We start from the raw sequence: 26,533 nt of genomic DNA on the forward strand, positions 1-26,533 counted from the left end.
CTAAGGAAGCACTATGAGCCAGCTACACCCAGAACTGAACATCGACCAAGCCAACGCCGAACTAAAAGGCAAGTCACCAGAAGAAATCGTAGCGTGGGCACTGACCCAAGCCAAAAACCCAATCATCACCACCAACTTCCGCCCTTATGAAGCAGCGATTTTGCATTTGGTCGCCAAGCAGCGCCCTGACATCACCGTACTTTGGGTAGATTCTGGTTACAACACCGATGCCACCTATCAGTTTGCCAACAAAGTGATTCGTGACCTTAACCTAAACGTGGTGACCTACATTCCAAAACAAACCAGCGCCCACCGTGACGCGACCATGAATGGCATCCCAAGCATTCATAACCCACTACATGACGAGTTCACTGAGCAAGTCAAACTTGAGCCATTCCGCCGCGCTTTGGCTGAGCTAAAGCCTGACGTCTGGTTCAACGCGATTCGTAAAGATCAGACCGAATTCCGTCAAAACCTTGACGTACTTAGCCTATCAAAAGACGGCGTGTTAAAAGTTGCGCCATTGTTTGAAAAAACAGATGCAGATCTAGACGTGTACCTAGAAGAAAACAACCTGCCAAACGAGTTTGATTACTTTGACCCAACCAAAGTTGAAGAAAACCGTGAGTGTGGTTTGCACACGCAGCTGTAATATGCCCTAGAGATTAGAGCACTTATCAGTATAAAAAGCGATGATTTTGGTCATCGCTTTTTTTGTGCCTGTGACTTGTCATTATTATCAATAAAATGCTGGCTGGTTTGGGATGAATAGTTGGTTTACAATTATTGACTAATCATCGTTTATTTAAGTTTTTACTAATGAAACTTCTATTGCCCTCTTTTATTGCTGTTTTAGCCACGCTGTCTGTCGCCTGTAGTACGAACACCGATGCTGCAAAAATAAACACTATGTCTTTAATTGATTATATCAATCCTCAAGACTTAGAGCGCTATGGTTTTTCTAAGACGCAGCTCAACCAGCTTTTTGATAATGATGGCAATGTAAAAGACACTGCACTTGAGCCAATCTTGGGCAAGCATTATGTGCCCTACCATACCAATGGTTTTACGATTTTATCCAGTGCCCAACATCCCGATCGTATTTTTGTGATTAAAGACGAAAAATTTATTGCACAGCTTGATGACACAGACACGGTATTGTATGCAGACAGCGTGAACATCCCCGCCATCAATGATGAGTTGATCCGTTACCGAGCCAAAGACAAACAGCTGACATATCGTGCGGGTAATTTGCTATACGAAGATTTTGGTGTCAATGGTATTGATATCATTTCACAAATCATCCCTGAGAAAGATAGTGCTTTTGATTACTTTGCAACTGAAGGCTTTGGTTTCACCAATACCAATATTATCGATGCTCCAGTGACAGATAAGCAATGTAAACCGCTGGCTGGGAATTTTGCTTGTTGCCTGTCATCAAACACAACCTATACGCCATACCGTTTTACCATAAAATCGGGCTGGCAGCCTTTGCCTGATAATCAACAGATTACGCGCATTTGTAACAGCGATAATTTTGAGACAGAAAGGCAGGTATTAATAGATACATTATTTAATACAGCGTTTTCTTAAAAAATAATCGCTTACTATATCTATTCCTAATACCTAAAAATAATAGACTTATAATTACATATAAGAATATATTAATGCCAATTCATTAAGTGAGTCTGCATGTGCTATCCGCCATAATGATGCCATATCAGGGCATGTGTCTTGAATAAAAATAGAAATACGAGGCTGCTATGAATACTTTTCCGCTATTTTTCAAATTAACCGCACAAAAGGTACTGATTGTGGGCGGCGGAGAAGTCGCATTGCGTAAGGCTGACTTATTACAGCGGGCGGGCGCGCACATCACGGTCGCCTCTCAAAATATTAGCGAGCCATTGCACGCGCTATTAAGTGCACCTGAACACACGCGCCTGACCCAAAACTATAGCGCCGACTTGCTGGTCGGCTCACGCCTCGTCATTGCCGCGACCGACGATATGCCGCTCAATCAGCAGGTGTATCATGATGCGCACGCGCTTGGTATCCCTGTCAATGTGGTCGATACCCCGCCGCTGTGTGATTTTATTTTTCCTGCCATCATTGACCGCAGTCCGATTGTGGTCGGTATTTCATCGAATGGACAAGCGCCCGTACTTGCCCGCCTACTGCGAGCGCGCCTTGAGACATTGATTCCGCAAGGTTATGGCAAGCTGGCAGGCTTGGCGGGTCGCTTTCGTGATGAGGTCAAAGCAAACTTGCCGACCTTGACTCGCCGCCGCCAGTTTTGGGAACAGGCGTTTGAAGGGCGCGTCAGTCAGCTGGTTTTTGCAGGCAAAGAGCGCGACGCCGAAGCGCAACTGCGCGCCGATTTGAATGCCGCCGCCCAGCCTCAAGACGAGCACGCTGCCAGCACCAGCCAAGGCGAGGTGTATATCGTGGGCGCAGGTCCTGGCGACCCTGAGCTACTCACCTTTAAAGCGCTGCGTCTGATGCAGCAAGCGGACGTGGTGTTTTATGATGCGCTGGTGTCGCCACAAGTGCTTGATTTGTGCCGCCGTGATGCGGACAAAATCTACGTCGGCAAAAAACGCAGCAATCACGCGGTCGCACAGCAAGACATCAATGCCCTGCTCGTCAGTCATGCCAAAAAAGGACAGCGCGTGGTACGTCTAAAAGGTGGCGACCCCTTTATCTTTGGGCGCGGCGGTGAGGAGATTGAGCAGCTGCGCGCTCAAGGTGTGCGTTATGAGGTCGTACCTGGCATTACCGCAGCGAACGCAGCAGCCAGCTATGCAGGTATTCCGCTCACGCACCGTGACCACGCGCAATCGGTACGCTACGTCACAGGATTTTTAAAGGCGGGCGAGCCAAACCAGCAGTTTGAATCGCTGTTAAATCCTAATGAAACCGTGGTGTTTTATATGGGGCTGCACGCATTGCCACGCTTGATTGATGGACTGATTGGCGCGGGGCGCGACGCCGAGACGCCGATTGCGATTGTGTCCAATGCCAGTATGCCCAATCAGCAAGTACTGACAGGCACGCTAAATACCATCGTCGAGCAGCAGCAGAGCGCGCAGTTGCCCACGCCTGCCCTATTAATCATGGGCGATGTGGTGGCACTGCACGATACACTGTCTTGGTATGAGGCGCATGATGACCATGACGCCAGCAGCAATTGGCTGCGCGGTGGGCAGGCAGGCAATGCGGTATTGTCAGATGCGCACATTGCCCATGCCCTGTCGATGATTAATAAAGACTAAGCGTTTATTTTATCGCTTATCATTTTGTCAGCACCTCATTATCTTGAATCGCCCCATGTCCTTATGCGTACATGGGGTTTTTTATTGCCTTACGCTTTGCACAGTACAAAGCGCATTACACAAGCTTGCCAAATCAGACGTCAGTTGCCCAAATTCTTGTTACAATAGGCTTTTGTTTCCTGACGATATTGTGACCTATGCCGAATGCTGCTCCAACGCTTAACAAACCATTGACCGTATTACACACCTCCGACTGGCATTTGGGGCGCAGGCTGTATGGACAGATGCGCTATGAGGAATTTGCCGCGTTTTTGGCGTGGTTACAGGACGCCATGCACGCGCAGCAGGTGGATATTTTAATCGTGGCGGGCGATGTCTTTGATACCATGACCCCGAGCAATCGCGCGCAGGCACTGTATTACGAATTTTTGGCGGCGGTTGCCAAGTCCACTTGCCAGCATATTGTGATTGTCGCGGGCAATCACGATTCGCCGAGCTTTTTGGATGCGCCCAGTCAGTTTTTGCGGGCGCTAAACGTGCATGTGATTGGTACGGCGTGCGACGATGTTAAAGATGAAGTCCTCGTGCTCGATAACGCCGATGGGCAGCCGAGCGCCATTGTCGCGGCCGTGCCTTATTTGCGTGACCGCGACGTGCGCGGCTCGAGCGCTGGCGAGTCCATGGACACCAAGGATGCCAATGTCGTTAAAGGTATTCAAGCGCATTATGACCGTGTTGCTACTATTGCTAAAGAAAAACAAGCCGCGCTGCTGGCGAGCGACTCGCGCCACATCCCCATCATTGCCACAGGGCATCTGTTCGCGGCAGGCGGCAAGACCACCGAGGATGACGGCGTGCGTGAGCTGTATGTGGGCAATCTTGGCAAAGTCACTGCCGATACCTTTGGCGACAGCTTTGATTATGTGGCGCTTGGGCATTTGCACGTGCCGCAGCGCGTGGGCGGCTGTGAGCACATCCGCTATTCAGGCTCGCCGATTGCTATGGGCTTTGGCGAAGCACGACAACAAAAACAAGTGTTGCTCGTGCAATTTGGCAATGACATCGCACCGATTGACATGAACGTACAGTCCGCACCAACTGAACCAGCACCCAAAGCACAAACACCCGCGCCTGCGCCTGCGCCACAAAATACGCAAGCAGGCTTTACAGATGACTTGTTTGGCTTTGATATGCTGGATGATGACGAAGAAACAACCGTTTTAGACCAAGAAAAGCTGCCCGCCGATCCTGTGGCAATACCACCACAAATAACGCGCAAAAACGGCATACATATGCGTATCACACCATTAGCCGTGCCCACCTTCCAGCCTTTAGCCCAAGTCACAGGGGATATCCGCCACATCACGCGCGCTATCCAAGCGCTACCTGCGAGCCAAGCACACTGGCTAGAGGTCATCTATGATGGCAGCGACATCATCACCGATTTGCGCGAGCAGGTACAGGCGCTGGTTGCCGAGCTGCCGCACGAGGTGCTTAAAATCAAAAACAATCAGCGCTATGATAAAGTGATGAATCAACAACAAAGTACCGAAACTTTGCAAGATTTGAATGAAATGGATGTCTTTGAGCGCTGTTTGGCACTGCATGCCATCGCTGATGGTCAAAAACCCACACTGCGCGATGCCTACGCCCAGATACTGCACCAGTTGCATCATGACGACAAACACGCTGAATAATTAACATACTCATCCAGCACTTATTTTTATTCACCACTGACCAATTATAAGACCAACACATGCGCCTTATCGAACTCCGACTCAAAAACCTCAACTCCTTAAAAGGCGAATGGCACATCGATTTTGCTGACCCCGCCTTTGTCAATGAAGGCATCTTTGCCATTACAGGGCAGACAGGGGCTGGCAAGACCACGATTTTGGACGCCATCTGCTTGGCGCTGTATGGCGAGACGCCACGCATTAACAGTATCAGCAAAAGCAGCAACGAGGTCATGACGCGGCAGACGGCAGAATGCTTTGCTGAGGTGGTTATTGATTTAAATGGCTCGCACTACCGCTGCCGCTGGGGGCAGCGCCGCGCATATAACAAAGCGGACGGCAATCTACAGGACGCCACGCACGAGATTGCCAAGCTCAAACATGACGACAGCAGCGCAGAAGGGGTACTGTTAGAGAGCAGCCTAAAACACACCAAAAATAAAATTATTGAACTGACGGGGATGGATTTTCAACAATTCACCCGCTCAATACTGCTCGCACAAGGCAGTTTTTCAGCATTTTTAAAGGCAAAAGCGGATGAACGCGCAGATATTTTAGAAAAAATCACAGGCACGGACATTTACGCGACCATCTCCAAGCACGTCCATGAAAAAAAACGTGCTGAGGAAGACAAGCTTAAGGCGCTTCAGTCTGTCTTAGAGGGCTTACAGCTGCTTGACGTCGATACCGAGCGCCAACTAAGCGCCGACTTGCAAGATTATCAGCACCGCCAACAAGGCGCGCAGCAGACCTTAAAAACCCTAAGCGAGCAGCTGGCGTGGCTCGATACGGTCGATGCGTTACAAGAAAAATTGCAAAGCGCGCAACATGACTTGCAGCAAGCCAAGCGAGCTGATCAAGATTTTGTTGCCGATGCCGCCCGCCTCGATGCGGCGACCAAAGCGCTAGAAATCGACAGCCAGTATAGCCAGCTTACCCACACGCGCACGCAGCTGGCGCAACTGTCCGCAGAGGCAGCGCAGATGGCGCACGACTTGCCTGAGCAGCAATCACGCACGCAACATGCCAAAGCGCAGCTATCAGCGCAGCAGAATAAACGAAATGCGGCAGAGAATGCCCTACAAAGCGCCCTACCTCAGATTGCTGCGGCACGTAAGCTTGATAACGAAATGACCCAGCAGCGATACACCTTAGCGGAGACAAACAGCAGGCATGACACGCTACAGACTGACGTAGAGACGCTACGCCAAACACTCACGACATACCAACAAACGCTCGATGATAAGCAAAACCAGCTGGGGGCTTTAACGAGCAAACTTGCCCATGCAGGCGAGCTGACCCAGTTAGACAGCGATATTACCAATTTTGATAATCAATGCAGCCGCTTAAAATCACTATTGCAGCAAAACGCCACACTGGCGGACGACAAGACACGCCACACGCAGCAGCTAGACGAACAGCAAAGCGCCTTTGACAAACAACAGCAGCAGCAAGCGCAGCTCACCGCTAGGCATAGCGATGCGCAAACCCATATCAACGAGCTGCAACAATCACAAGACGCGCTCACCGAAGTACACGCCGTGGCGCAAATGCGCGTGCTACTAGAGCACATCGACCAGACCAGCTATCAGTTAACGCAGCTGTATTTTCATACCGAGCAGCGTCAGACATTAACCGTGCAGCATGCTCAAAATGAGGAAGAAAGCGCGCAGCTTTCCGAAGCACTGGCGCAGGTGCAAGCGCGTATTGACGACATTAACCAAGAGATTGACGCCAGTAAAGACAAACGCCAAGACAAGCACAACCAGCTGCAACTGCAACAAAAAGTCGCCGCGCTCGAGCACTATATTGCCGAGTTAAAGGACGGTCACCCCTGCCCGCTGTGCGGCGCGCATGAGCATCCTTATAGAAATGCGCATCCAAATTTGGTCGCTGACAGTGAAAATATGCAGCTACAGCAGCGCATTGATACCTTAGATGCGCATATTGCCAAATGCACGGCGGATGTCACTGCCGCAACGATTGAGCAGGCGGGTAAACAAAGCACGCTTACGGGCATCCATACACAGCAAGAAAAAATCCAAGCGCAAATCGAGCAGCACGCCAGCGCGATTGCGGCGTTGATGGACACGCTCATGCCCAGTGCACGTGACCGTGCGCAGATAACGTCACAAACGGCGGATACATCGACAGACCCAATAGACCCCTTATTACAGACGCTCGTACAGACCCTGCGCCACACCGAACACGACCGCGATGCACTCACGCACATCGCTACGAGCAAAGACAAGCTGGGGGCAATCAAAACGCGCATAAAACAAGACTTGGTGCATTATGACGAGCTTGGTGCGCGCCTCACCAGCGCCCGCCAAACGTTGACGACGATTGAGGCGTCCCAGCACGCGCTGGCAAGTACGCTGTCACAGTATCAAGCGGATATTAGCATTACCAATAGCGCGCTAAGCGCCGTTAACCATCAGCTGGCGGCGAATTTTGTAGAATTAAAAACCCTGCAATCAGACATTGTGCAGCGTTTGCATGTTTATGAAGGCATAGACTATCAGGCATCCGCACGCGCGACATTACAGCGCGCTGAGCAAGACATGCAGCCTTTAGCGGACAGTATTGATAACGAGCGCGCCTTAAGCGAAGCAGATTATCACCCCCATCTTGAGATATTGCGCGAGCAGCGCCGTGCCTTAATTGCGCTCAAACAGCAGTTCGCCGAAGACCAAGCCGCACAGCACAGCTTGCAGTCTGAGCTTGAGCGATTGCGCACGCATATTGATAATAAGAATGCGCAGCTGGACAAAGACGCGGCTACCCTCGCACAGCTGGCGCAAACCATCACTGAGCGCAGCGACACGCTGGCACGTCTACACAAGGAGCGTACCCAAGCCTTTGCGCCGACCGACATTGACGCCGCTGAGCGCGAATTGCGGGACACGCTGACGCAGGCGCAAGAGGCGCAAAGCAGCGCACAGCGCCAGCTGGATACGGCCGAGCACAGCACGCAGCAGCTGATAACGCGGCAAAACGCCTTAACCGAACAAATAACAACCGTTACGCAGGCACAAAAGACCCAAGAAACTGTGTTTCAAAATGCGCTTTGCGATTCTGATTTTGCGGATGAAGCAGCATTTATTAAAGCGCGCCTGCCGATGGATGAGCGTAACCGCCTAAAGTCTGCGCAAGCCCATATCGACTATGCGTTAAAACAAGCGCAAGTACTCGTCGATGAGCTGACGCATACGCTGGCTGAGACAACCGCAAACCCAGCCACGACGGAAGATAGAGACACCCTTGCTCACAAGCACCGTGCGGCGCAAGCCGACGTTACCCAGTATGCAGAGCACATGGGCGCAATCAGTCAACAGCTCAAAGACAATGACGCCAAAAAGATAAGCCAGCAAACCCAGCTGTCTGCCATGGCCACCCAAAAGGCGGCGCTGGATATATGGCTACAGCTGTATAAGCTGATTGGCTCAGCCGATGGTAAAAAATACCGCACCTTTGCGCAAGGATTGACCTTTGACATTATGATTGGGCACGCCAACAAGCAGCTGTATAAAATGAGTAGCCGCTATCTACTCACCCGCGACGACGAAAAACCGCTGGAGCTGAACGTCATTGACAACCACCAAGGCGGCGAGATTCGCAGCACCAAAAACCTATCGGGCGGCGAAGGTTTTATCATCAGTTTGGCGCTCGCGCTCGGACTGTCGCAGATGGCAAGTCAAAATATCCGCGTGGATTCACTGTTTTTGGATGAAGGTTTTGGCACACTCGATGAAGAATCTTTAGACATTGCCCTAGACACACTGACCAGCTTGCAGCAAGAAGGCAAACTTATCGGCGTCATCTCGCACATACAGGCGCTCAAAGACCGCATTTTGACACAGATTAAAGTCGAAAAGCGCTCAGGCGGCTTTAGTCGTATTGAAGGCGCAGGCTGTGCGCAGGTGGCTGGCGGGTAGCTGGAGACATTTAGGTTTTTGAGAGTACACATCCACTGTTAACAATGGTTATGATTACCCGTTAAACATCGTCATAAAAAAAGCCCATGAATCGTCATGGGCTTTTTTGTACATCAATGGGGTCGGTTTACTTGGTAATCAGACCACTGATTTCACTCATCAATACCGACAAGGTCGATAGACTGATGACGTCCTCATCATTGCTGCTGAGCTTATACATGTCCGCAGTCATCTCTTCAATCTGTGCGGCATGACGCTCTTGCCATTCTGCAAAGGCAGCTTTGGCATCAGGTTGTGACAACACACCATCCATCAACAGACGCAGGCTGCGTGACAGCTCATTGACGAGCGCGTGACGCGCGCGGCGGTCCCAGTAGTCGTTTTGTGGCAACTGGGCGATGTTGTCAATCATCCAATCAAGCTGTAGCACTTGGTACGCTTTAAAGTACAGCGCTGCAATCTCATCGACAGGACGCTCGTACTGCTCGGCGAGTAGTGCTGCATCCAGCGCATCCACACGGTATGGCAATACCGCAAACAGCGCCGCATCATCTTCAGACAAGCCATCAGCACGCAAGGCATTTGTGTCTTCTTGCAAGTAGTCAGCGAACTGCTGCTCAACAAAACCGCCCGCTTGGGTCAAGCGCTCAACGCTTGCGCCAAAGCGCTCAATCATATCCGCTACTTGTAGTTTTTGTCCAAAGGTATTGATGAACCACACCACACCGCGCTCAAGCACATCACGCAGACGCAGCTCAAGCTCTAGTAGCAAGGTTGCATCGACTTGATTGTCTAGGGCTTCTAGCTGTACCCACGCTTCGGTGACATTGAACACATCACGGGTGATGGCGTATGCACGGATGATGGTGGCAAGCGATTGATCCGTTTCCTCATAGAGACGGAACAGCGCTTCGATGCCCAGACGGTTGACCACACTGTTGGTCAAGTAGGTGCTGATAATCTCACGATGCAAGCGGTGCTCAGTCATCTCATCAAAGAAGCGACCGACCAGCTCATCTGGGAAGTACTTACGCAGCTCGTTGATGAAGTATGGATCATCTGGCAAGTCAGAAGACAATAAGTTGTCATAGACCCACATCTTACCGTAAGCGAGTACCACCGCCAGTTCAGGGTTGGTCAAGCCAGTGCCTGCTTTTTGGCGCTTGGCAATCTCTTCATCCGATGGCAAGTATTCAATCGCACGATCAAGGCGCTGCTCAGACTCTAGGAGCTGAATAAAGCGCTGATGGTCGCTTAGGTTTGCCGAAGCACGGATATGACTCAGCTCAATCGCTTGTGGCTGCAAGTAGTTTTGGCGCAGTACCAATTCAGCAACGGTATCGGTCATGCTCTCAAGCAGCTCATTACGCTGTTTTAACGTCATGTCGCCTTGCTCAACCACTTTACCGAGCAAGATTTTGATATTGACTTCGTGGTCAGAGCAGTTGACGCCGCCTGAGTTGTCAATTGCATCGGTATACACGCGGCCGCCTTTTTGTGCGTATTCGATACGCCCTTGCTGCGTCAGACCAAGGTTACCACCCTCGCCGATGACCGCTGCGCGCAGCTCATTGCCGTTGACACGTACGGCATCGTTGGCACGGTCGCCTACGTCTGCGTGCGTCTCGTTCACGCTCTTCACATAAGTACCGATACCGCCGTTCCAGATCAAGTCAACAGGCGCTTTTAGCAAGGCACTGATCAGCTCATTTGGCGTTAGGCTGTCGGCAGTGATGTCAAATGCCGCTTTCATCTCTTCGGTGATGGCAATGCTCTTGTCTTTACGAGAGAAGATGCCGCCGCCTGCACTGATAAGTGCGCTGTCGTAGTCTTCCCAAGTCGAGCGTGGCAAGGCAAACAGACGCTCGCGCTCAGCGTATGAGCTTTGGGTATCTGGTGTTGGGTCAATAAAGATGTGCATGTGGTTAAATGCAGCAACCAGCTTGGTATGCGTTGATAGCAACAAGCCATTACCGAACACATCGCCGCTCATGTCACCAATACCGACAACGGTAAAGTCATCACGGGTTTGGATGTCCATGCCGCGCATACGGAAGTGACGCTTGACCGACTCCCACGCACCGCGTGCCGTGATACCCATCGCTTTGTGGTCATAACCGACCGAGCCACCAGAGGCGAACGCATCATCGAGCCAGAAATTGTATTCTGCAGCCAAGGCGTTTGCGATGTCTGAGAAGGTTGCAGTGCCTTTATCGGCAGCAACGACCAAGTACGGGTCATCTTCGTCATGACGCACGGTGTTGGCTGGCGGGACGATGGTACCGTCAACGATGTTGTCTGTCACATCGAGCATACCGCGTAGGAATGTCTGATAGCAGGCAATACCTTCGGCTTGGAATGCATCACGACCGTCTGCCATAGTCTTGGTCTTGACGATAAAGCCACCTTTAGAACCAACAGGAACGATAACCGCGTTTTTGACCATCTGTGCTTTGACCAGACCCAAAACTTCAGTACGGAAATCTTCCATACGATCTGACCAGCGCAGACCACCGCGAGCGACCTTGCCGCCACGTAGATGCACCGCTTCAACGCGTGGCGAGTAAACAAAGATTTCAAACATGGGCTTTGGTTTTGGCAAGTTTGGAATGTCTGCCGCGCAGAATTTGAACGACAAGCGGTCTTTACGCTCGCCTTCTTCAGTACGCTGATAGAAGTTGGTACGTACCATTGCATTGATAAGGTCTAAGTACCAACGCAAGATGCGGTCTTCATCAAGGCTGTCCACTTTAGCCAGTGCCGCGGTGATTTTTGCTTCGATATTTTTGGTTTTTTCTTGACGCTCATCATCACCGTGCGCAGGGTTCATGCGCGCATCGAACAAATCGCACAATGCCACACTGATGTCGCTGTTCTTAACGACCGTTTGCTGGATATAAGTGCCTGAGAATGGCGCGCGGGCTTGTTGCATATAGCGCGACAAGGCGCGTAACACGACCACGTCATACGTATCAAGCTTCGTTGTGAGTACCAATTCGTTAAAGCTGTCACTTTCAATCAAGCCTGTCCAAATGTTGCGCAAGCTTTCTTCAAATTGACCACGTACCACGCGCATATCGACGGTATCGACGTGTTGCAAGGTCAGCTCGTACTCTTGCATCCAAACAGGATGCTCTGGCAAATCAAACTCATACGTCTGCGCTGAAACGACCGAGACACCAAAGTTTTCAAGAATTGGCAGTACTTTTGACAAAATAACAGGCTGATTCAGACCATACAGCTTGAGGTGCAACTGATTGCTGGCATCGCCAGTGGACTGATACAGATGCCAAATCAGACCGTTGTTTTCGTCCAATTTTGCAAGGCGCTTGGTGTCTTCAATCGCAGTACGCGTATCAAAATGCTCTTTATACGCGGCAGGGATATAGTTCAAAAAGCGGCGATTTAAAATGTTCGCTTGCTGCTCGCCGACATTGTCCAGCAGCATTTTTTGATAATGGTCGGTCCACGACTGCATCAGTGCGGTCAGTTTTTGCTCAAGCAGCGCGGTGTCGACCTCTTTTACTTCACCTGGCACGGTGCGAACGTGTACGTGGACGCGCGCGTGATCAGATTCGTTAAATTCTGTGGTAAAGCCTGATGACGTACCGCCGTAAGCGTCTTTAAGTAGGTTTTGTACTTTGATACGCAGTTCAGTGTTGAACTTATCACGTGGGATATACACCAAGCACGATACAAAACGCTGATAGTGGTCAACACGGCTAAACAAGCGCAAGCTCTTCTTGTCTTGCAGCTGGGTGATACCAGATACCACAGGGTACAGCTCTTCGATGCTGGCTTGGAACAAGTCATCACGTGGCAAGGTGTTAATCACGTGCATCATTTTGTGATACGCATGACCGTCACGTGGCAATTCAGCCAATGTCATGATTTTGTTGGCTTTTTCGCGCAGTAGCGGGATTTGCTGGACGCTGAGCTGATAGGCTTGTGAGGTGAACAGACCGATAAAGCGGTATTCGCCGACCAGTTTGCCATTGTCATCAAACTTGTGAATGCCCAAAAAGTCCATGTAAACAGGACGGTGTACAGGAGACACACGGCTTGATTTTGACAGCATCAATACGCGAGGCTCGGTAAGCAGGCGCTTTAACACCGTTGGCAGTTTGCTAAAGCTCTCAGACAATACGTCTTCTTCAGAGCCGCGCAACAGACCCAAACCGCTGTTACCGATGGCGTATAGGTTCAAATCGGTGTTTGCGTCAAGGTTGCCACCGACTTCTATACGCTCGCCGCCTTCTAAGCGGTATTCGCGGTAGCCCAAAAAGATAAAGTGGTCATCTAAAATCCAGTCCAAGAACGCTTGGATTTCTTCTTTAGAATAAAATACTTCAGGCAATGGTTTATTGGCAAGCTCGCCTTTTAGGTCAATCAGACGGTTACGCATCTGCTTCCAATCGCCAACCACAGTATCTAGGGTGTCGATTTTATCGAGCAAAATCTGGCGCAGCGCTGGCAAGTCTGCATTGTCTTGATACGCGATTTCGCAATGGATAAGTGATAAGTGACTGGTGTTACTCTCTTCCACGCGGCTTAGCTTTTCGATACCGCCATTGTCGTCGCGCTGGACGTTGATGATGGTGTTGTAGGTACGATGGACATCAATACCTTGGGCTTCAAGGCTCATAAGTAACGTATCGACCAAGAACGGACGGTCATACGCCACCATCTGGATGACAGTGTGTGAACTGTGAAAGTGCTGCTCTTCGGCAATCGGATTTATGATTTTTAATTGTGGTTTGCTGCCGTCGTAGGCTTTTAGCATCGTAAAGTGATGCAGCGCCATACCAGCAAGGTCTGCATTATCGATTTTTTCAGCGATTTCTTCATGCAGAGGATGATAATAGTTATGGATAAAATGATCTAATAGCGACTTGTCTTCTTGTACATAGCTTGTGGCAATATCGCTAATCTGACCAATACGCTCTTTTGTGATACTAAGAGAGTTGGGCATAGGTTTGTCCCTTTTATAAACGTGTTTTTTGAATTTAAGCGTGTACGAAGTAATAAAATTATTGTGAGTATTATGAAATAGCAATGCCAAGAGCGCGTCCTAGCCGCCCCCTCGTCTACCATCATGAATCCTATCACCAGCGACTTTATTAACTAATCATTTATTAACCTAATAAATTGTAACGCAGCCATCTGACTAAAACATACAAAATCATTTCATCAATGGCGAATCGGTCGATAACCTTTACGAATATGTCTATACATACCGCGTGCATCAACCAGATGACGCCCATTATACGCTTACCCTCGCCTGATTTTCATCTCTAGATTGGCATATTTTTATGCCCATTCACAAAACATGTCACAAAAACACAAGATTTATGCAAGATTCTGCACAAAGCCATCGATTGCGCCAAATTCAGGACGCTGAGTGCGCCTAAAAACAAGTACAACTGGTTTTCTTATGCCGTCGATGCTACTCACGGTAATACGCATAGTAATTGACGCCCGTTTTTTGTTAGAATAGTCGCGCACACGCATGACCATCGGTCGTGCGCTTTACTTTATTATTCATTATGAATGCATCACGCTCGCCTTGTGCGAGGGATTTAATACTAAGGAATAACACACAGCATGAATATTTTGGTGATTGGTTCAGGTGGTCGTGAGCACGCTTTGGCTTGGCAATGTGCAAAAGATGCAGACGTCAAGCAAGTCTATGTAGCGCCAGGCAACGCAGGTACAGCGCTGGAAGCCAAGTGCCAAAACGTCACGCTTGACTCAGATGAGCACGCGGCAGTGATTGCGTTTTGTCAAAACAACGACATTGACTTGGTCATCGTTGGTCCAGAAGCACCACTGGTTGCAGGCATTATTGATGCTTGCCGTGACGCGGGTATCAAGGCTTGGGGACCGACCGCTTACTGCGCGCAGCTAGAAGGCTCAAAGACCTTTGCCAAAGAGTTCATGCAAAAAAACAACATCCCAACCGCAGCTTATCAAGGCTTTACTGATGCCAGCCAAGCCAAAGACTACGTAAGCGAGCAAGGCGCGCCTATCGTGATTAAAGCGGATGGTCTTGCCGCAGGTAAAGGCGTGATTGTCGCAGAAACCATTGAAGACGCGCACGCTGCGATTGATGATATGCTGGCGGGTAATAAATTCGGCGATGCAGGCAGCCGCGTCGTGGTTGAGCAGTTTTTGACAGGCGAAGAAGCCAGCTTTATTTGCATGATTGATGGCGATAATGTCTTGCCAATGGCAACCAGCCAAGACCACAAGCGCGCCTATGAAGGCGACACCGGTCCCAATACTGGCGGCATGGGTGCGTACTCACCTGCGCCAGTTGTCACCCAAGATGTGTATGACAAAGTCATGAGCCAAGTCATCCATCCTGTCGTTGACGCCATGAAAGCCGAAGGTCATCCGTACACAGGCTTCTTGTACGCAGGGTTGATGATTGATGACAGCGGCAATCCTTTTGTGATTGAGTTTAACTGCCGCTTTGGCGATCCAGAAACGCAGCCTGTCCTTATGCGATTGCAATCGTCAATGGCAAAACTGGTCGCCCAAGGCGTAGACGGCAACTTGCCAAGCCAAGCACAATGGGACAGCCGTACCGCCCTTGGTATCGTTATGGCATCAAAAGGCTATCCTGAAACCTCGTCAAAAGGCGATGTCATCACAGGCTTGCCAGAGGCAGACGCGGACAGCAATGTCAAAGTATTCCACGCAGGCACAGCACGCAATGACGATGATGCTATCGTTACCAGTGGCGGGCGCGTCTTGTGTGTGACTGCCCTTGCCGACACCATCTCAGGCGCGCAGCAAGCCGCCTTAGTCACCACGGGCGCCATCTCGTTTGACGGCGCGCAGTATCGCCGCGATATTGGGCATCATGCTATCGCTCGTGAAAACGGTAGCAAGTAGCGCTTCTTTTAAATTGACCTTGATGCGCTATTGACTGTGATTACAGCGATAGTGCGTCCATCGCGCTTCTAAGATATATACAAATTCCTAAGGTCTGGCACGTCAGTGCTGGGCCCTTTTGTTCTTTTATACTTTGCAATCTACCGTATATCAAACCGTTACCATGTCTCTTAAGACTGTCACGCTTTCTATGGTACAATTTTATACCGAATACGCTTATTTCTTGGTATTGTCGGTCTTAGACCTGCAAGTCATTACTCACTTAATAAATGATTATATCTATGACATACGATACGTCTAAATCCCTTAACAAGAAAAAATCAATCGACAACTTAAAGACCTCAGGCTTTGAGCGCCGTCTATCGATTGCCAAAACCTCGTTAAATATTGGTCGTCGTTGGGCTGGTAATAGCGTCTCTGGTATGTTCATGGACAAGCAAGCCCGCGCTGCCCGTAACCAAGCATTTATGGAAACCCAAGCCAACTATATGGCAGAAGAGCTGGGCAAATTAAAAGGCTCTGTCGTTAAAATTGGGCAAATGCTGGCGATGTATGGTGAGCATATTTTGCCGCCTGAGATTACCCGCGCCCTACACACCCTAAATGACGATACCGCCACCCTCAATTGGTCAAAAATCGAAGAAACCCTTGCACACACTTTGGGTGATAAGCTGCACGAGCTGGACATCAACCCTGAGCCAATTGGTACCGCTTCACTGGCGCAAGTACACCGCGCTACCGTCAAAAGCACGGGTGAAGAGGTCGTTCTAAAGATTCAATACCCTGGTGTGGCTGATGCCATCGACTCTGACTTGGCGCTATTCAAGCACATGCTGAGAGTGAGCAACATCGTACCGCAAACGCGCGCCCTTGAAGCGTGGTTTGAAGAGATTCGTGACTTGCTGCATCACGAGGTCGATTACGAGGCTGAGGCAGCAACGACTGAGCGTTTTTATGAGCGCCTAAAAGAGGATGCGCGCTATGTCGTACCGAAAATCAATCGCCATTATTCCAGTAGCCGCCTTTTATGCATGAGCTACGAAGCAGGCGTCAGCGTCACCAACCCTACCCTACAAAACTTGTCTGACGAGCGCCTGAACCGTATTGGACAAGCAGCTATTGAAATCATCATGCAAGAGATTTTTGTATGGGGTGAGATGCAGACTGACCCAAATTTTGGCAATTATTTGGTACGCGTCGCCGATGATGAAGACGGCACAGACAAGTTGGTATTGCTTGATTTTGGCGCTATTCGCCAATTCGATGATGCGCTATTAACCATTGCACGCAATCTTCTGCTCGCAGGCTATAATCATGATCATGACGCCATGGCACGTGCCATGACAGGTTATGACTTTTTTGACACCATGAGCCCCAAAGTAAAAAGTGATGTGGCAAACTTGTTTTTGCTTGCTACCGAACCCTTTAGTGCCCCTGAGTGTAACCCTGATATTCCAGCGGACTGCTTAGATGATCAGGAGCGTTATATCTGGGCAAACAGCGTATTACATTCGCGCCTTGCTGAGACAGCACGACAAGCCATGCAGTCATTTGAATTCAATCTGCCGCCAAAAGAATTTATGTTTATTAGCCGAAAATTCATTGGCGCGTACACCTTTTTAACGGTAATCAACGCACATACGGATTCTAAACGCCTTGTGAAGCCGTTCCTACCTGCTATTTAATCTATAATTGTAAGCTTAATTTTTTGACCGCTCTTTAGGAGCGGTTTTTTGGTGTTTATTTCTACTTGCTTAGGCTATTTTTATTTAGTGTCAAGTGTTGCGAACACTGAGATTATTTTTCGCCTTATTTTTGCTTAGGCTATTTTATTGCTTTGCCAAGTATCAAAGCGCGTCTGATAACCTTCGGGTTTTTGCATCACCAACTCCCAGCAGGTTTCGCCGCGTGCTAAATACTTGATTTCAAAATGAGTGCGAGCGCTGTTTTGAGGCACTTTGTAGCGCATGGATGGCAAACACCAAAGAATGGTGGCTTGCTGCTCGGCATTGTCCATATAGCTCTCAATATTGGTCGCAAGGGTAATCTTGCCGCCAGACTGCAAACGCGACAATAAAAACTCAAAAAACGGCATGTTCAGCCACTGCTGATTGGGATTGTGCGCTTCAGGGTTTGGGTATAGCAGATAGATGTGCTGTAAGCTGGCTGGTGGCAGGGCGTGAACACTCCACGCGATGGCATCGGCATGGATGGGGGTTAGGTTCGGCAGTGCCTCTTTACTGGCAAGCTTATCAAAAGCTTCAAATTTGGTGCGTGTGCGCTCGATAGCAATCAGGTGGGTGTCTGGGTGCGCGGGCGCAAAGCCTAAAGCGTGTTTGCCCTTCCCCGCCCCAATCTCTAACGCAAGATTAGACGCGTTCTGCTGATGTACAATCTCAGGCACAAAAAAATCACGCGGCGCTTTGAGCATTTCTGGACGAAAAGCGCGGGTGTTTCGGTGGGATAATGCAGAGGATGACATCACAGGATTCCTTATTTGTCTTTTATAGGTCGCGTGCTATTATAACGATTCTAATTTGTGAATACACTGAGGATGCGCTCATTTCTACCATGACTTCAACGCCCGATACCACCTCGCCCAAACGCTACCCTTGCCCGCAGTGTGGTACCTTAACCGCGTGGCAAGACAATCCGTATAAGCCCTTTTGTAGCAAACGCTGCAAGCTACTGGACTTGGGCGCGTGGGCAGATGAGCAGTACAGTCTGCCTACGGAGTCTGACCCCTTCTCCGATGAGCTATAACCCAGCCCCCGCACATTATTCACCCGATTGTTTACTTATGATATGAACGGCATCTGACGTCGTTCATTATTTTTTTACAAGGATATGCTTATGTCAGCCAGTTATCTGATGCCCACTTATGCCCGTCAACCGATCAGTTTCACCCGTGGTGCTGGCAGCTGGCTATACACCGAAGACGATACCCCTTATCTTGACGCGCTAACTGGTATTGCGGTCTGCGGCTTGGGGCATTGCCATCCTACCATCACACAAGCGATTCAAGAGCAAGCAGCAACCTTAATACATACCAGTAATCTATTCGGTGTCGATTGGCAAGAGCGTGCAGGCGAAGCCTTGTGTCAAGCTGCGGGTATGGACAGCGTGTTTTTTGCTAATAGTGGCGCAGAAGCCAACGAAGCGGCGCTAAAAATGGCACGCCTGTATGCGAACAATAAAGGCTTTGCCCGCCCAAAAGTCATTGTGATGGAAAACTCGTTTCACGGTCGTACGCTATTGTCGGTATCAGCAACTGCCAATCCAAAGGCGCGCGAAGGCTTTTTTACCTTAGATGATGACTTTATCCGTGTGCCATTCGGCGATGTGGACGCTGTCAAACAAGCCGCCGAGCAGCATCAAGACATCTGTGCGATTTTGGTTGAGCCGATTCAAGGGGAAGGTGGTCTGAACACGCCTAAAAATGGCTTTACTTATTTAGAAGAGCTAGAAGCGGTCTGTGATGCCAACGATTGGCTGTTTATGCTGGATGAAGTCCAAACAGGCAATGGTCGTACGGGCAAATACTTTGCCTATCAGCACAGCAATGCGCGCCCTGATGTATTGACGACTGCAAAAGGCTTGGGCAATGGTTTCCCTGTCGGCGCATGCATGGTGCGTGGTCGTGCCAATGGTCTGTTTAGTGCAGGCAGCCACGGCTCAACCTATGGCGGCACACCGCTTGCAAGCCGCGTGGTGTACAGTGTGTATCAAGAACTCAGCAATACCGATGTCATGAGTAACGCTGTGACCGAAGGCGACTTTATCCGCAGCCAAGTGACCGACGCTTTAAAAGATTACGGCGTTAGCAGCCGCGGCGCGGGTATGATGATTGGTATCGTGCTGCCTGAGCACATCGATTGCAGCCAGCTGGTCAACCGTGCGCGTGATGAACAAAAACTGATTATCAATGTCACAGGCGGTCACGTCATTCGCTTATTGCCACCGCTAAATATGACCCGTGATGAGAGCACACAAGTGGTCGAGCGCTTGGTCGCCTTGCTTAAGCCCACCTTAGCACAATAGGTTATATGCGCTGCCCTTATGCTGAGCGATAAAAAAGCCCACTAACGCTGGTTGGTGGGCTTTTTATATACAGTGCTTAACTACCAAAGACTTGGTTAGAAGTAAGCTTAGTTGGTTTGAAAATACTTTTTGAGCACTTCAAGGCAGCGTACAATTTTTGCTGGCTGCTGCTCACGACTCAATGTGACGGCATACAGTACAAAACTTGGCAATTTATAACCCGTCAATACTTCGACCAATGCGCCGCTTTCTAGCTCTTTACGCACGTCCATTTCCATGACACGAATCAAACCATGCCCTTCTTTTGCCAGTGTGGTCGCCATAAATACGTTGTTGGTATGCATGCGCGATTGCATCTTAATGCGGGTTTTTTTACCCGTTTCTGTTTGCGTCAGCTCCAAAATGGCAGGGTCTTTTGTGAGTTCGATACAAATAAGATTGTGCTCACTTAAATCTTTTGGTGATTCAATCTTAGGGTGCTGGCGCAAATACTGCGGTGAGGCGACCAGCAGCTGACGCACGTCTGTCAAAGGATAACTGCTCAGCGCATGGTCATCAATGCTGGGGCTCATACGAACGGCAATATCGATGCGCTCATCAATCATATCGACATAGTGATTGTCCGCCAGATAGTTGATGCTCAAGTCATCGTGCGCCGCCATCCACGTCGATAATGCGGGCAAAATATGATGTACGCCAAGTTCAGGGGTGGTCGCAATGCGCAAACTGCCTGCCAATTCGTCACGCAGCTGATTGACCCTGATGCGACCTTGTTCAGCCGCACTGACCACATCTTTTGCCGCCTCGTAAAAACTCTCCCCTGCTTCTGTTAAGCTGAGCTTACGAGTCGAGCGGTGCAGCAACACCACGCCAAGCTCATTTTCTAACGAGCGAATCTGTTGGCTGACCGCACTTGTGGTAATGCCCAATTCTCTTGCTGAGCCACTAAATGAGCCGTGTCCAACAACACTGGCAAACACCGCCATACCGCGTAAATTATCTAACATACTCTCACCCAAGCTGTTGCACAATTTTTAATATTGCTTAAACATTATAACCCAATATCTACAATTTTAAAGGTTTTCATGTGTAGCTGAGCAAGATTCATGCCAAGAGTGTCAATAATGTGCTAGGGGGTTTCTATCAGCTGTGCTTTGCCCATTTTGCCTTCACCGCGCTGCTGTAGATACTGCATCACAGGCGACTGCTGCAGCTGCTGCTCAGCCTTTGCGACCGCTTGCACCTTTCTTGTGGCTTGGCGTAGGTGCGGCAATAAGTCGTCACTGTCTGCCAAAGTACGGTCAATCTGTAAGCTGATACTGGCATTCGTGAACTGACGGGTCAGCTTTTCTACCAGCTGCTCAAAGATGGAGTGCATGTGCGCGGTATCGACGGTGGTGACAAATACCGACTCGCCATCGCACAGCCCTGTCATCACCCCTTGTCTGGCAAGCGCGCGCTCATCCTCTGCCAACAGTGACTGCTCACGGGCGTTTTGTAGCCAGTAGTCCCATTTTTCAGGTGTCCACTGCCCTGTTAACGCTTGTGGCGGACAGCGCAGCAGTTGGCGTGGGTCGTCCGCATCAGCATTAGGCGTGACTGAGTGTGAGGGTAACTGAGAATCATTTTCGCTGGGTTCGGCAATTGGTTCGGCAATTGGTTCGGCAATTGGTTCGGCAATTGGTTCGGCAATTGGTTCGGCAATTGGTTCGGCAATTGGTTCGGCAATTGGTTCGGCAATTGGTTCGGCAATTGGTTCGGCAATTGGTTCGGCAATTGGTTCGGCAATTGGTTTCGGCAATTGGTTCGGCAATTGTTCGGCAATTGGTTCGGCAATTGGTTCGGCAATTGGTTCGGCAATTGGTTCGGCAATTGGTTCGGCAATTGGTTCGGCAATTGGTTCGGCAATTGGTTCGGCAATTGGTTCGGCAATTGGTTCGGCAATTGGTTCGGCAATTGGTTCGGCAATGTTTTGCGGCTCAGGAATCGGCGGCGCTTCTAGTGGTGATAACTCTTGGTTTTGCAGCGTATTTTCATCATAAGCATCAGCAAAACTGTCGTCATCCATTTCGCCGTCTTGACTATACTGCTCTGCATCATTTTCATGATAAGAATTGCTGTCATCATAAGGTGCATTGTCAGGCGGTGTTTGCGCGCCACCGAGCATCTTATCGGCAGGCAGTGGACGAAAGGCAAGCAGGCGCAGTAAGCACATCTCTAAAGCCTGCATCGGCGTATTGGCAAGTTTGATACCCTCGCGCGCTTGTACCACGATTTCATAATACAGCTGCAACACATCGGCGCTGATATGCTGCGCAAGCGTCTGAATATGCTGGGCTTGCTGCTCATTGACATTGAGCGATACTTGCGGCAACACCTGCATCAAAGCCAGCTGATGCAGCAGCTCTGCCAGCCCATCAAACATACTCGCGGCATCGACCATTTGCATACGCATCTGCTCGATATGCGCGGCAACCGCAGGTTTATCATCGTTATAAATATCGGTCAGCAAACTGACCAAATCGGCAGCGTCAATCAAGCCGAGCATGGCATTGACCGTGGCATCATCGAGCGCGCCCTGCCCAAAGGCAATGGCTTGGTCGGTTAAGGACAAGGCATCGCGCACCGAGCCTTTGGCGGCGTTTGCCAGTTGCCATAACGCAGGCTGCGTGTAATTCACCTGCTCTTTGGTCAAGATATCCGCCAAATGCTCGCTCAGCAGCGCTTGCGGCAAAGGACGCAGCACAAACTGCAAACAGCGTGAAATGATGGTAATCGGCAGCTTTTGTGGGTCGGTGGTCGCCAGCAAAAACTTGACGTGCTCAGGTGGCTCTTCGAGCGTTTTTAACAGCGCGTTAAAGCTGTGCGTCGAGAGCATGTGCACTTCATCAATCAAATACACCTTGTAGCGTCCTTGGGTCGGCGCATAGGGTACGTTGTCCAGCAGCTCACGGGTGTCTTCAACCTTAGTGCGCGAGGCAGCATCAATCTCAATGAGGTCAATAAAACGCCCTTGGTCAATCGCCACGCAATGCTCACACACCCCACATGGCGTACTGGTCACGCCCGTGTCACAGTTTAGGCACTTTGCCAAAATGCGCGCGATGGTGGTCTTACCCACACCGCGCGTCCCTGTAAACAAATACGCATGGTGCAAGCGCTCATAATCAATGGCATTAATCAGCGCCTGTGAGACGTGCGTTTGCCCAATCAGCTCGTGAAAGTTTTTGGGGCGATATTTGCGGGCTAAGACTTGATATTGCTGCGTCATATCCATCCAGTATGCCAAGTGATTTTAGGGGATTTATTATAGCAAAAAGCCAGCGCGAACGTCTGGCTTCTTGTGATAAGCGAATAAGGAGCGAATAAGGGTAAGCTCAACAGCATGCTGTATTTATAAGGCAATACAGCGTGCATCAATCCTTACTTACGGCGCATGTGCGGGAACAAAATCACATCGCGGATGCTTGCCGAATCGGTCAATAGCATGACCAGACGGTCGATACCGATGCCTTCACCAGCGGTCGGTGGTAAGCCGTAAGACAAGGCTTCGATATACTCTTCATCAAAGTGCATGGCTTCGTCATCGCCTGCGTCTTTTTCGGCGACCTGACCACGGAAGCGCTCGGCTTGGTCGGCAGGGTCGTTCAGCTCGCTAAAGCCGTTTGCCAGCTCGCGTCCACCCACGAACAGCTCAAAGCGGTCGGTAATCTCAGGATTCTCATCGTTACGACGCGCGAGCGGTGACGTCTCGGCAGGATACTGAGTGATAAAGGTCGGCTGACGCAGTTGATGCTCGGCGGTCTCTTCAAAGATAATGGTCTGCAATTTACCAATACCAAAGCCTTCTTTGACCTGCTGCTTGAGCGTGTTTGCTACGTAATCTGCTAAGTATTCGCGCTCATTGACACGCGCCATGTCAAAGCCTTCGGCGTATTGGGCAATGGCATCAGTCATAGACAGACGCGCAAAGGGCGCTTTTAGACTGATGTCTTCACCTTGATAGGTAATCTCAGTCGTGCCCAAAATATCGGTTGATAATTGGCTAAACAGACGCTCGGTCAAGTCCATCAAGTCATGATAATCCGCGTACGCCTGATAAAACTCAATCATGGTAAATTCAGGATTGTGACGGGTAGAGACGCCTTCGTTACGGAAGCTGCGGTTAATCTCAAAAACGCGCTCAAAACCGCCGACCACCAAGCGCTTGAGGTACAGCTCTGGCGCGATACGCAGATATAGTGGCATATCCAGCGCGTTGTGATGGGTCTCAAACGGACGCGCCACCGCACCACCTGGAATCGGATGCATCATCGGCGTTTCGACTTCCATAAAGCGCTCATTCAACATAAACTGACGAATACCGCTGATCACCTGACTGCGCACCATAAAGGTATCACGCGTAGTCTCATTGGTCATCAAATCAAGATGACGGTTACGATAGCGCGCTTCAACATCTGCTAAACCATGGAATTTGTTTGGCATCGGGCGCAGTGATTTGGTCAACAGACTAATCTCTTCGATATGTACGTACAAGTCACCTTTGCCTGAGCGACCAATATAGCCTGATACGCCAACGATATCACCCAAGTCCAGCCCTTTAATCAAGGCGCGGGTCTCATCGTCCAGCTCTTTACGCGCAACGTAAAGCTGAATGCGACCTGTCATGTCTTGAATGACCAAGAATGAGCCACGGTTCAGCATCACGCGACCTGCGATACTGACCTGTGTCTTTTCGCCATTGGCGACTTTTTCTTCGATTTCTTGTTTTGATACGCCATCAAACGCCTCTTGCAAATCTTTTGCATAATGGGTGCGTTTAAAGGTGTTTGGGTACGGCTGTTTACCTGAGGCAGTGATATCATCTAGCTTGGCTTGGAGTTGCGCGATCAGCTCATTGGTGTCTTCTGGCGCTTGGGTTTGGTCTTGGTTGCTTTGCTTTGACATAATACTCTCAATATTATTAGGTAAAAAGGTGAATAAAAAACAGAAAAATCGAATCAATAGTACGCTTATCAGCGGTCGTGATGAACAGCAAACACGGATAAAACAGTAAGAAACCATAAAAAATAATAAGTAGGCAGCACCCAAAGTGCCGCCCGTCATTATCTTATCATTTATTTATCGACACTGACCATCAGAGTGGCTTACATCTCGCCGCCAATACTTGCCATCAAGTCGGCTTGGTGCTCACGCAGTAGCGCGTCCAGCATCTCATCCAAGTCGCCTTCCATAATGCTGTCAAGCTTGTACAAGGTCAAGTTAATACGGTGGTCGGTCATGCGCCCTTGCGGGAAGTTGTAGGTACGGATACGCTCACTGCGATCGCCACTACCGACGAGGTCACGGCGGATAGAGTCTGCCGCGTCGACCTGCGCCTGTACTTTGGCTTGCTGGATTTTAGAAATCAGCATCTTCATCGCTTTGTCACGGTTTTTATGCTGACTGCGCTCTTGCTGACATTCCACCACGGTACCTGTCGGAATGTGCGTCAGACGTACCGCAGAGTCGGTGGTGTTGACGTGCTGACCACCCGCGCCGCTTGAGCGGAAAGTATCCATACGGATATCGGCAGGATTGATGGTCACGGTGTCGTCAATCTCAACTTCAGGCATGACCGCAACAGTACAGGCTGAGGTGTGTACGCGCCCTTGGCTCTCGGTTTCAGGCACGCGCTGGACGCGGTGTGCGCCTGATTCGAACTTTAGGCGACCATAGACGCTGTTACCTGACACGCGGCTGATGATTTCTTTATAGCCGCCGTGCTCGCCTTCGCTTGCTGATAGGATTTCGACTTGCCAGCCTTGATTTTGTGCGTACTTTTGGTACATGCGGAATAAGTCGCCTGAGAAAATCGCTGCCTCGTCCCCGCCCGTACCTGCGCGAATCTCTAAGAACGCAGGCACTTTGTCATTCGGGTCTTTGGGCAGCATCATGACGTTCAGCTCTTCTTCCATCTCGGCGATGGCGGCGCGTGCGGAGTCAATTTCGTCCTGCATCATCTCACGCATGTCAGCGTCGTCACTGTCCGCGAGCATGGCTTCGGCGTCCGCTTGATCGGTCTCGGCGCGCACGTAGTTTTGCCACAAGGTGGTGATGTCCATCAGGTCGCTGTGCTCAACCGACAGCTCGCGAAACTTATTGCTATCGCTGATGACCTCTGGGTCAGATAATAAGGCGGTGACCTCTTCATAGCGGTCTACCATCTGGTCTAAACGCAAGCGTAAGGATTCTTTCATAACAAGGCTTTCATCAGGTAATAGGAATAAGGGGGCGATTATAACAAATTTTTGCGGTGAAATTAAAACCGCTGCAGAAACTTCATAGATTTGTGGTATTTGTTGTTTCTTAGCAGTGCGTGTTAGGTGATTTGGCTGGGAGTTTTTATTTGCTTAGGCTATTTTTAGTTTTATCAGGCAAGACATAAGCCGTTTATTACGCAAGTTTTTATCATCAGTATTGAGTAAAAAAACCTGTCACACAACAGTGCGCTCAATTGAATCCTATTTTTCTTGCTTGCTGTGACTGCGTCACCAGAGGCTGCGAAAAATACCATTCAATCTTGCTATAGCTGATGTATAAACCCTCGGCTTTATAAACATAGAGCCAAAACCCGCACCGCAAAAACAACAATAGCCAAGAC

At 49.8% G+C, this 26,533-nt stretch carries 15 protein-coding genes; 9 read left to right on the top strand and 6 right to left on the bottom strand.

The annotated features are described in order from the left end of the window. Window positions 1-13 precede the first annotated feature (13 nt). The 5 genes from JMW05_RS00975 to JMW05_RS00995 all read left to right on the top strand — a co-directional run bounded on the left by JMW05_RS00975 (window position 14) and on the right by JMW05_RS00995 (window position 8,949). Entirely contained in the window at window positions 14-652 is a 639-nt protein-coding gene (locus tag JMW05_RS00975; RefSeq protein WP_201503566.1) for a phosphoadenosine phosphosulfate reductase domain-containing protein, read from the top strand. Between the two features lie 167 nt (window positions 653-819). Beyond that, window positions 820-1,593, top strand: a complete 774-nt coding sequence (locus tag JMW05_RS00980) for a hypothetical protein (RefSeq protein ID WP_201503567.1) — start codon at window positions 820-822, stop codon at window positions 1,591-1,593. A 170-nt stretch (window positions 1,594-1,763) separates the two neighbouring features. Further along, a complete protein-coding gene (gene cysG, locus JMW05_RS00985) occupies window positions 1,764-3,275 on the top strand; it encodes a siroheme synthase CysG (RefSeq protein ID WP_201503568.1) in 1,512 nt (503 codons plus the stop codon). A gap of 197 nt (window positions 3,276-3,472) precedes the next feature. After that, window positions 3,473-4,972 (top strand): exonuclease SbcCD subunit D C-terminal domain-containing protein, encoded by a 1,500-nt coding sequence (locus JMW05_RS00990; protein WP_201503569.1) that lies wholly within the window; start codon window positions 3,473-3,475, stop codon window positions 4,970-4,972. 59 nt (window positions 4,973-5,031) lie between these two features. Beyond that, a complete protein-coding gene (locus tag JMW05_RS00995; RefSeq protein WP_201503570.1) occupies window positions 5,032-8,949 on the top strand; it encodes an AAA family ATPase in 3,918 nt (1,305 codons plus the stop codon). 127 nt (window positions 8,950-9,076) lie between these two features. On the opposite strand, the gene JMW05_RS01000 is transcribed toward JMW05_RS00995, so the two are convergent. After that, on the bottom strand, window positions 9,077-13,921 hold the full coding sequence (locus tag JMW05_RS01000; RefSeq protein WP_201503571.1) for an NAD-glutamate dehydrogenase: 4,845 nt from the start codon (window positions 13,919-13,921) through the stop codon (window positions 9,077-9,079). Window positions 13,922-14,553: 632 nt separating this feature from the next. Between JMW05_RS01000 and purD the strand changes: the two genes are divergently transcribed. Both purD and JMW05_RS01010 read left to right on the top strand, forming a co-directional pair. Further along, window positions 14,554-15,849: a phosphoribosylamine--glycine ligase gene (gene purD / locus JMW05_RS01005; RefSeq protein WP_201503572.1), complete on the top strand. Its 1,296-nt coding sequence runs from the start codon at window positions 14,554-14,556 to the stop codon at window positions 15,847-15,849. 281 nt (window positions 15,850-16,130) lie between these two features. Beyond that, on the top strand, window positions 16,131-17,534 hold the full coding sequence (locus JMW05_RS01010) for an ABC1 kinase family protein (protein WP_201503573.1): 1,404 nt from the start codon (window positions 16,131-16,133) through the stop codon (window positions 17,532-17,534). A 134-nt stretch (window positions 17,535-17,668) separates the two neighbouring features. Here the strand turns inward: JMW05_RS01010 and JMW05_RS01015 are convergent, their stop codons facing one another. Beyond that, window positions 17,669-18,331: a class I SAM-dependent methyltransferase gene (locus tag JMW05_RS01015; RefSeq protein ID WP_201505466.1), complete on the bottom strand. Its 663-nt coding sequence runs from the start codon at window positions 18,329-18,331 to the stop codon at window positions 17,669-17,671. A gap of 89 nt (window positions 18,332-18,420) precedes the next feature. On the opposite strand from JMW05_RS01015, the gene JMW05_RS01020 reads away from it, so the two are divergent. Continuing rightward, window positions 18,421-18,612 (top strand): DNA gyrase inhibitor YacG, encoded by a 192-nt coding sequence (locus tag JMW05_RS01020; RefSeq protein ID WP_201503574.1) that lies wholly within the window; start codon window positions 18,421-18,423, stop codon window positions 18,610-18,612. A gap of 90 nt (window positions 18,613-18,702) precedes the next feature. After that, a complete protein-coding gene (locus JMW05_RS01025) occupies window positions 18,703-19,890 on the top strand; it encodes an aspartate aminotransferase family protein (RefSeq protein WP_201503575.1) in 1,188 nt (395 codons plus the stop codon). A gap of 107 nt (window positions 19,891-19,997) precedes the next feature. Here JMW05_RS01025 and JMW05_RS01030 read toward each other — a convergent pair whose 3' ends face one another. From JMW05_RS01030 to prfA, 4 genes are all read right to left on the bottom strand, one after another. Next, window positions 19,998-20,897 carry a LysR family transcriptional regulator gene (locus tag JMW05_RS01030; protein ID WP_201503576.1) on the bottom strand — a complete coding sequence of 300 codons (900 nt, stop codon included), beginning with the start codon at window positions 20,895-20,897 and terminating at the stop codon, window positions 19,998-20,000. Between the two features lie 122 nt (window positions 20,898-21,019). Then, complete coding sequence (dnaX, locus tag JMW05_RS01035) at window positions 21,020-23,161, bottom strand: DNA polymerase III subunit gamma/tau (RefSeq protein WP_201503577.1); 2,142 nt, start codon at window positions 23,159-23,161, stop codon at window positions 21,020-21,022. Between the two features lie 152 nt (window positions 23,162-23,313). Next, window positions 23,314-24,837: a lysine--tRNA ligase gene (lysS, locus tag JMW05_RS01040; RefSeq protein ID WP_201503578.1), complete on the bottom strand. Its 1,524-nt coding sequence runs from the start codon at window positions 24,835-24,837 to the stop codon at window positions 23,314-23,316. A 200-nt stretch (window positions 24,838-25,037) separates the two neighbouring features. Then, complete coding sequence (prfA, locus tag JMW05_RS01045) at window positions 25,038-26,129, bottom strand: peptide chain release factor 1 (RefSeq protein ID WP_201503579.1); 1,092 nt, start codon at window positions 26,127-26,129, stop codon at window positions 25,038-25,040. Window positions 26,130-26,533: the final 404 nt, after the last annotated feature.

The organism is Psychrobacter aestuarii (assembly GCF_904846035.1).
Lineage (GTDB): Bacteria > Pseudomonadota > Gammaproteobacteria > Pseudomonadales > Moraxellaceae > Psychrobacter > Psychrobacter aestuarii.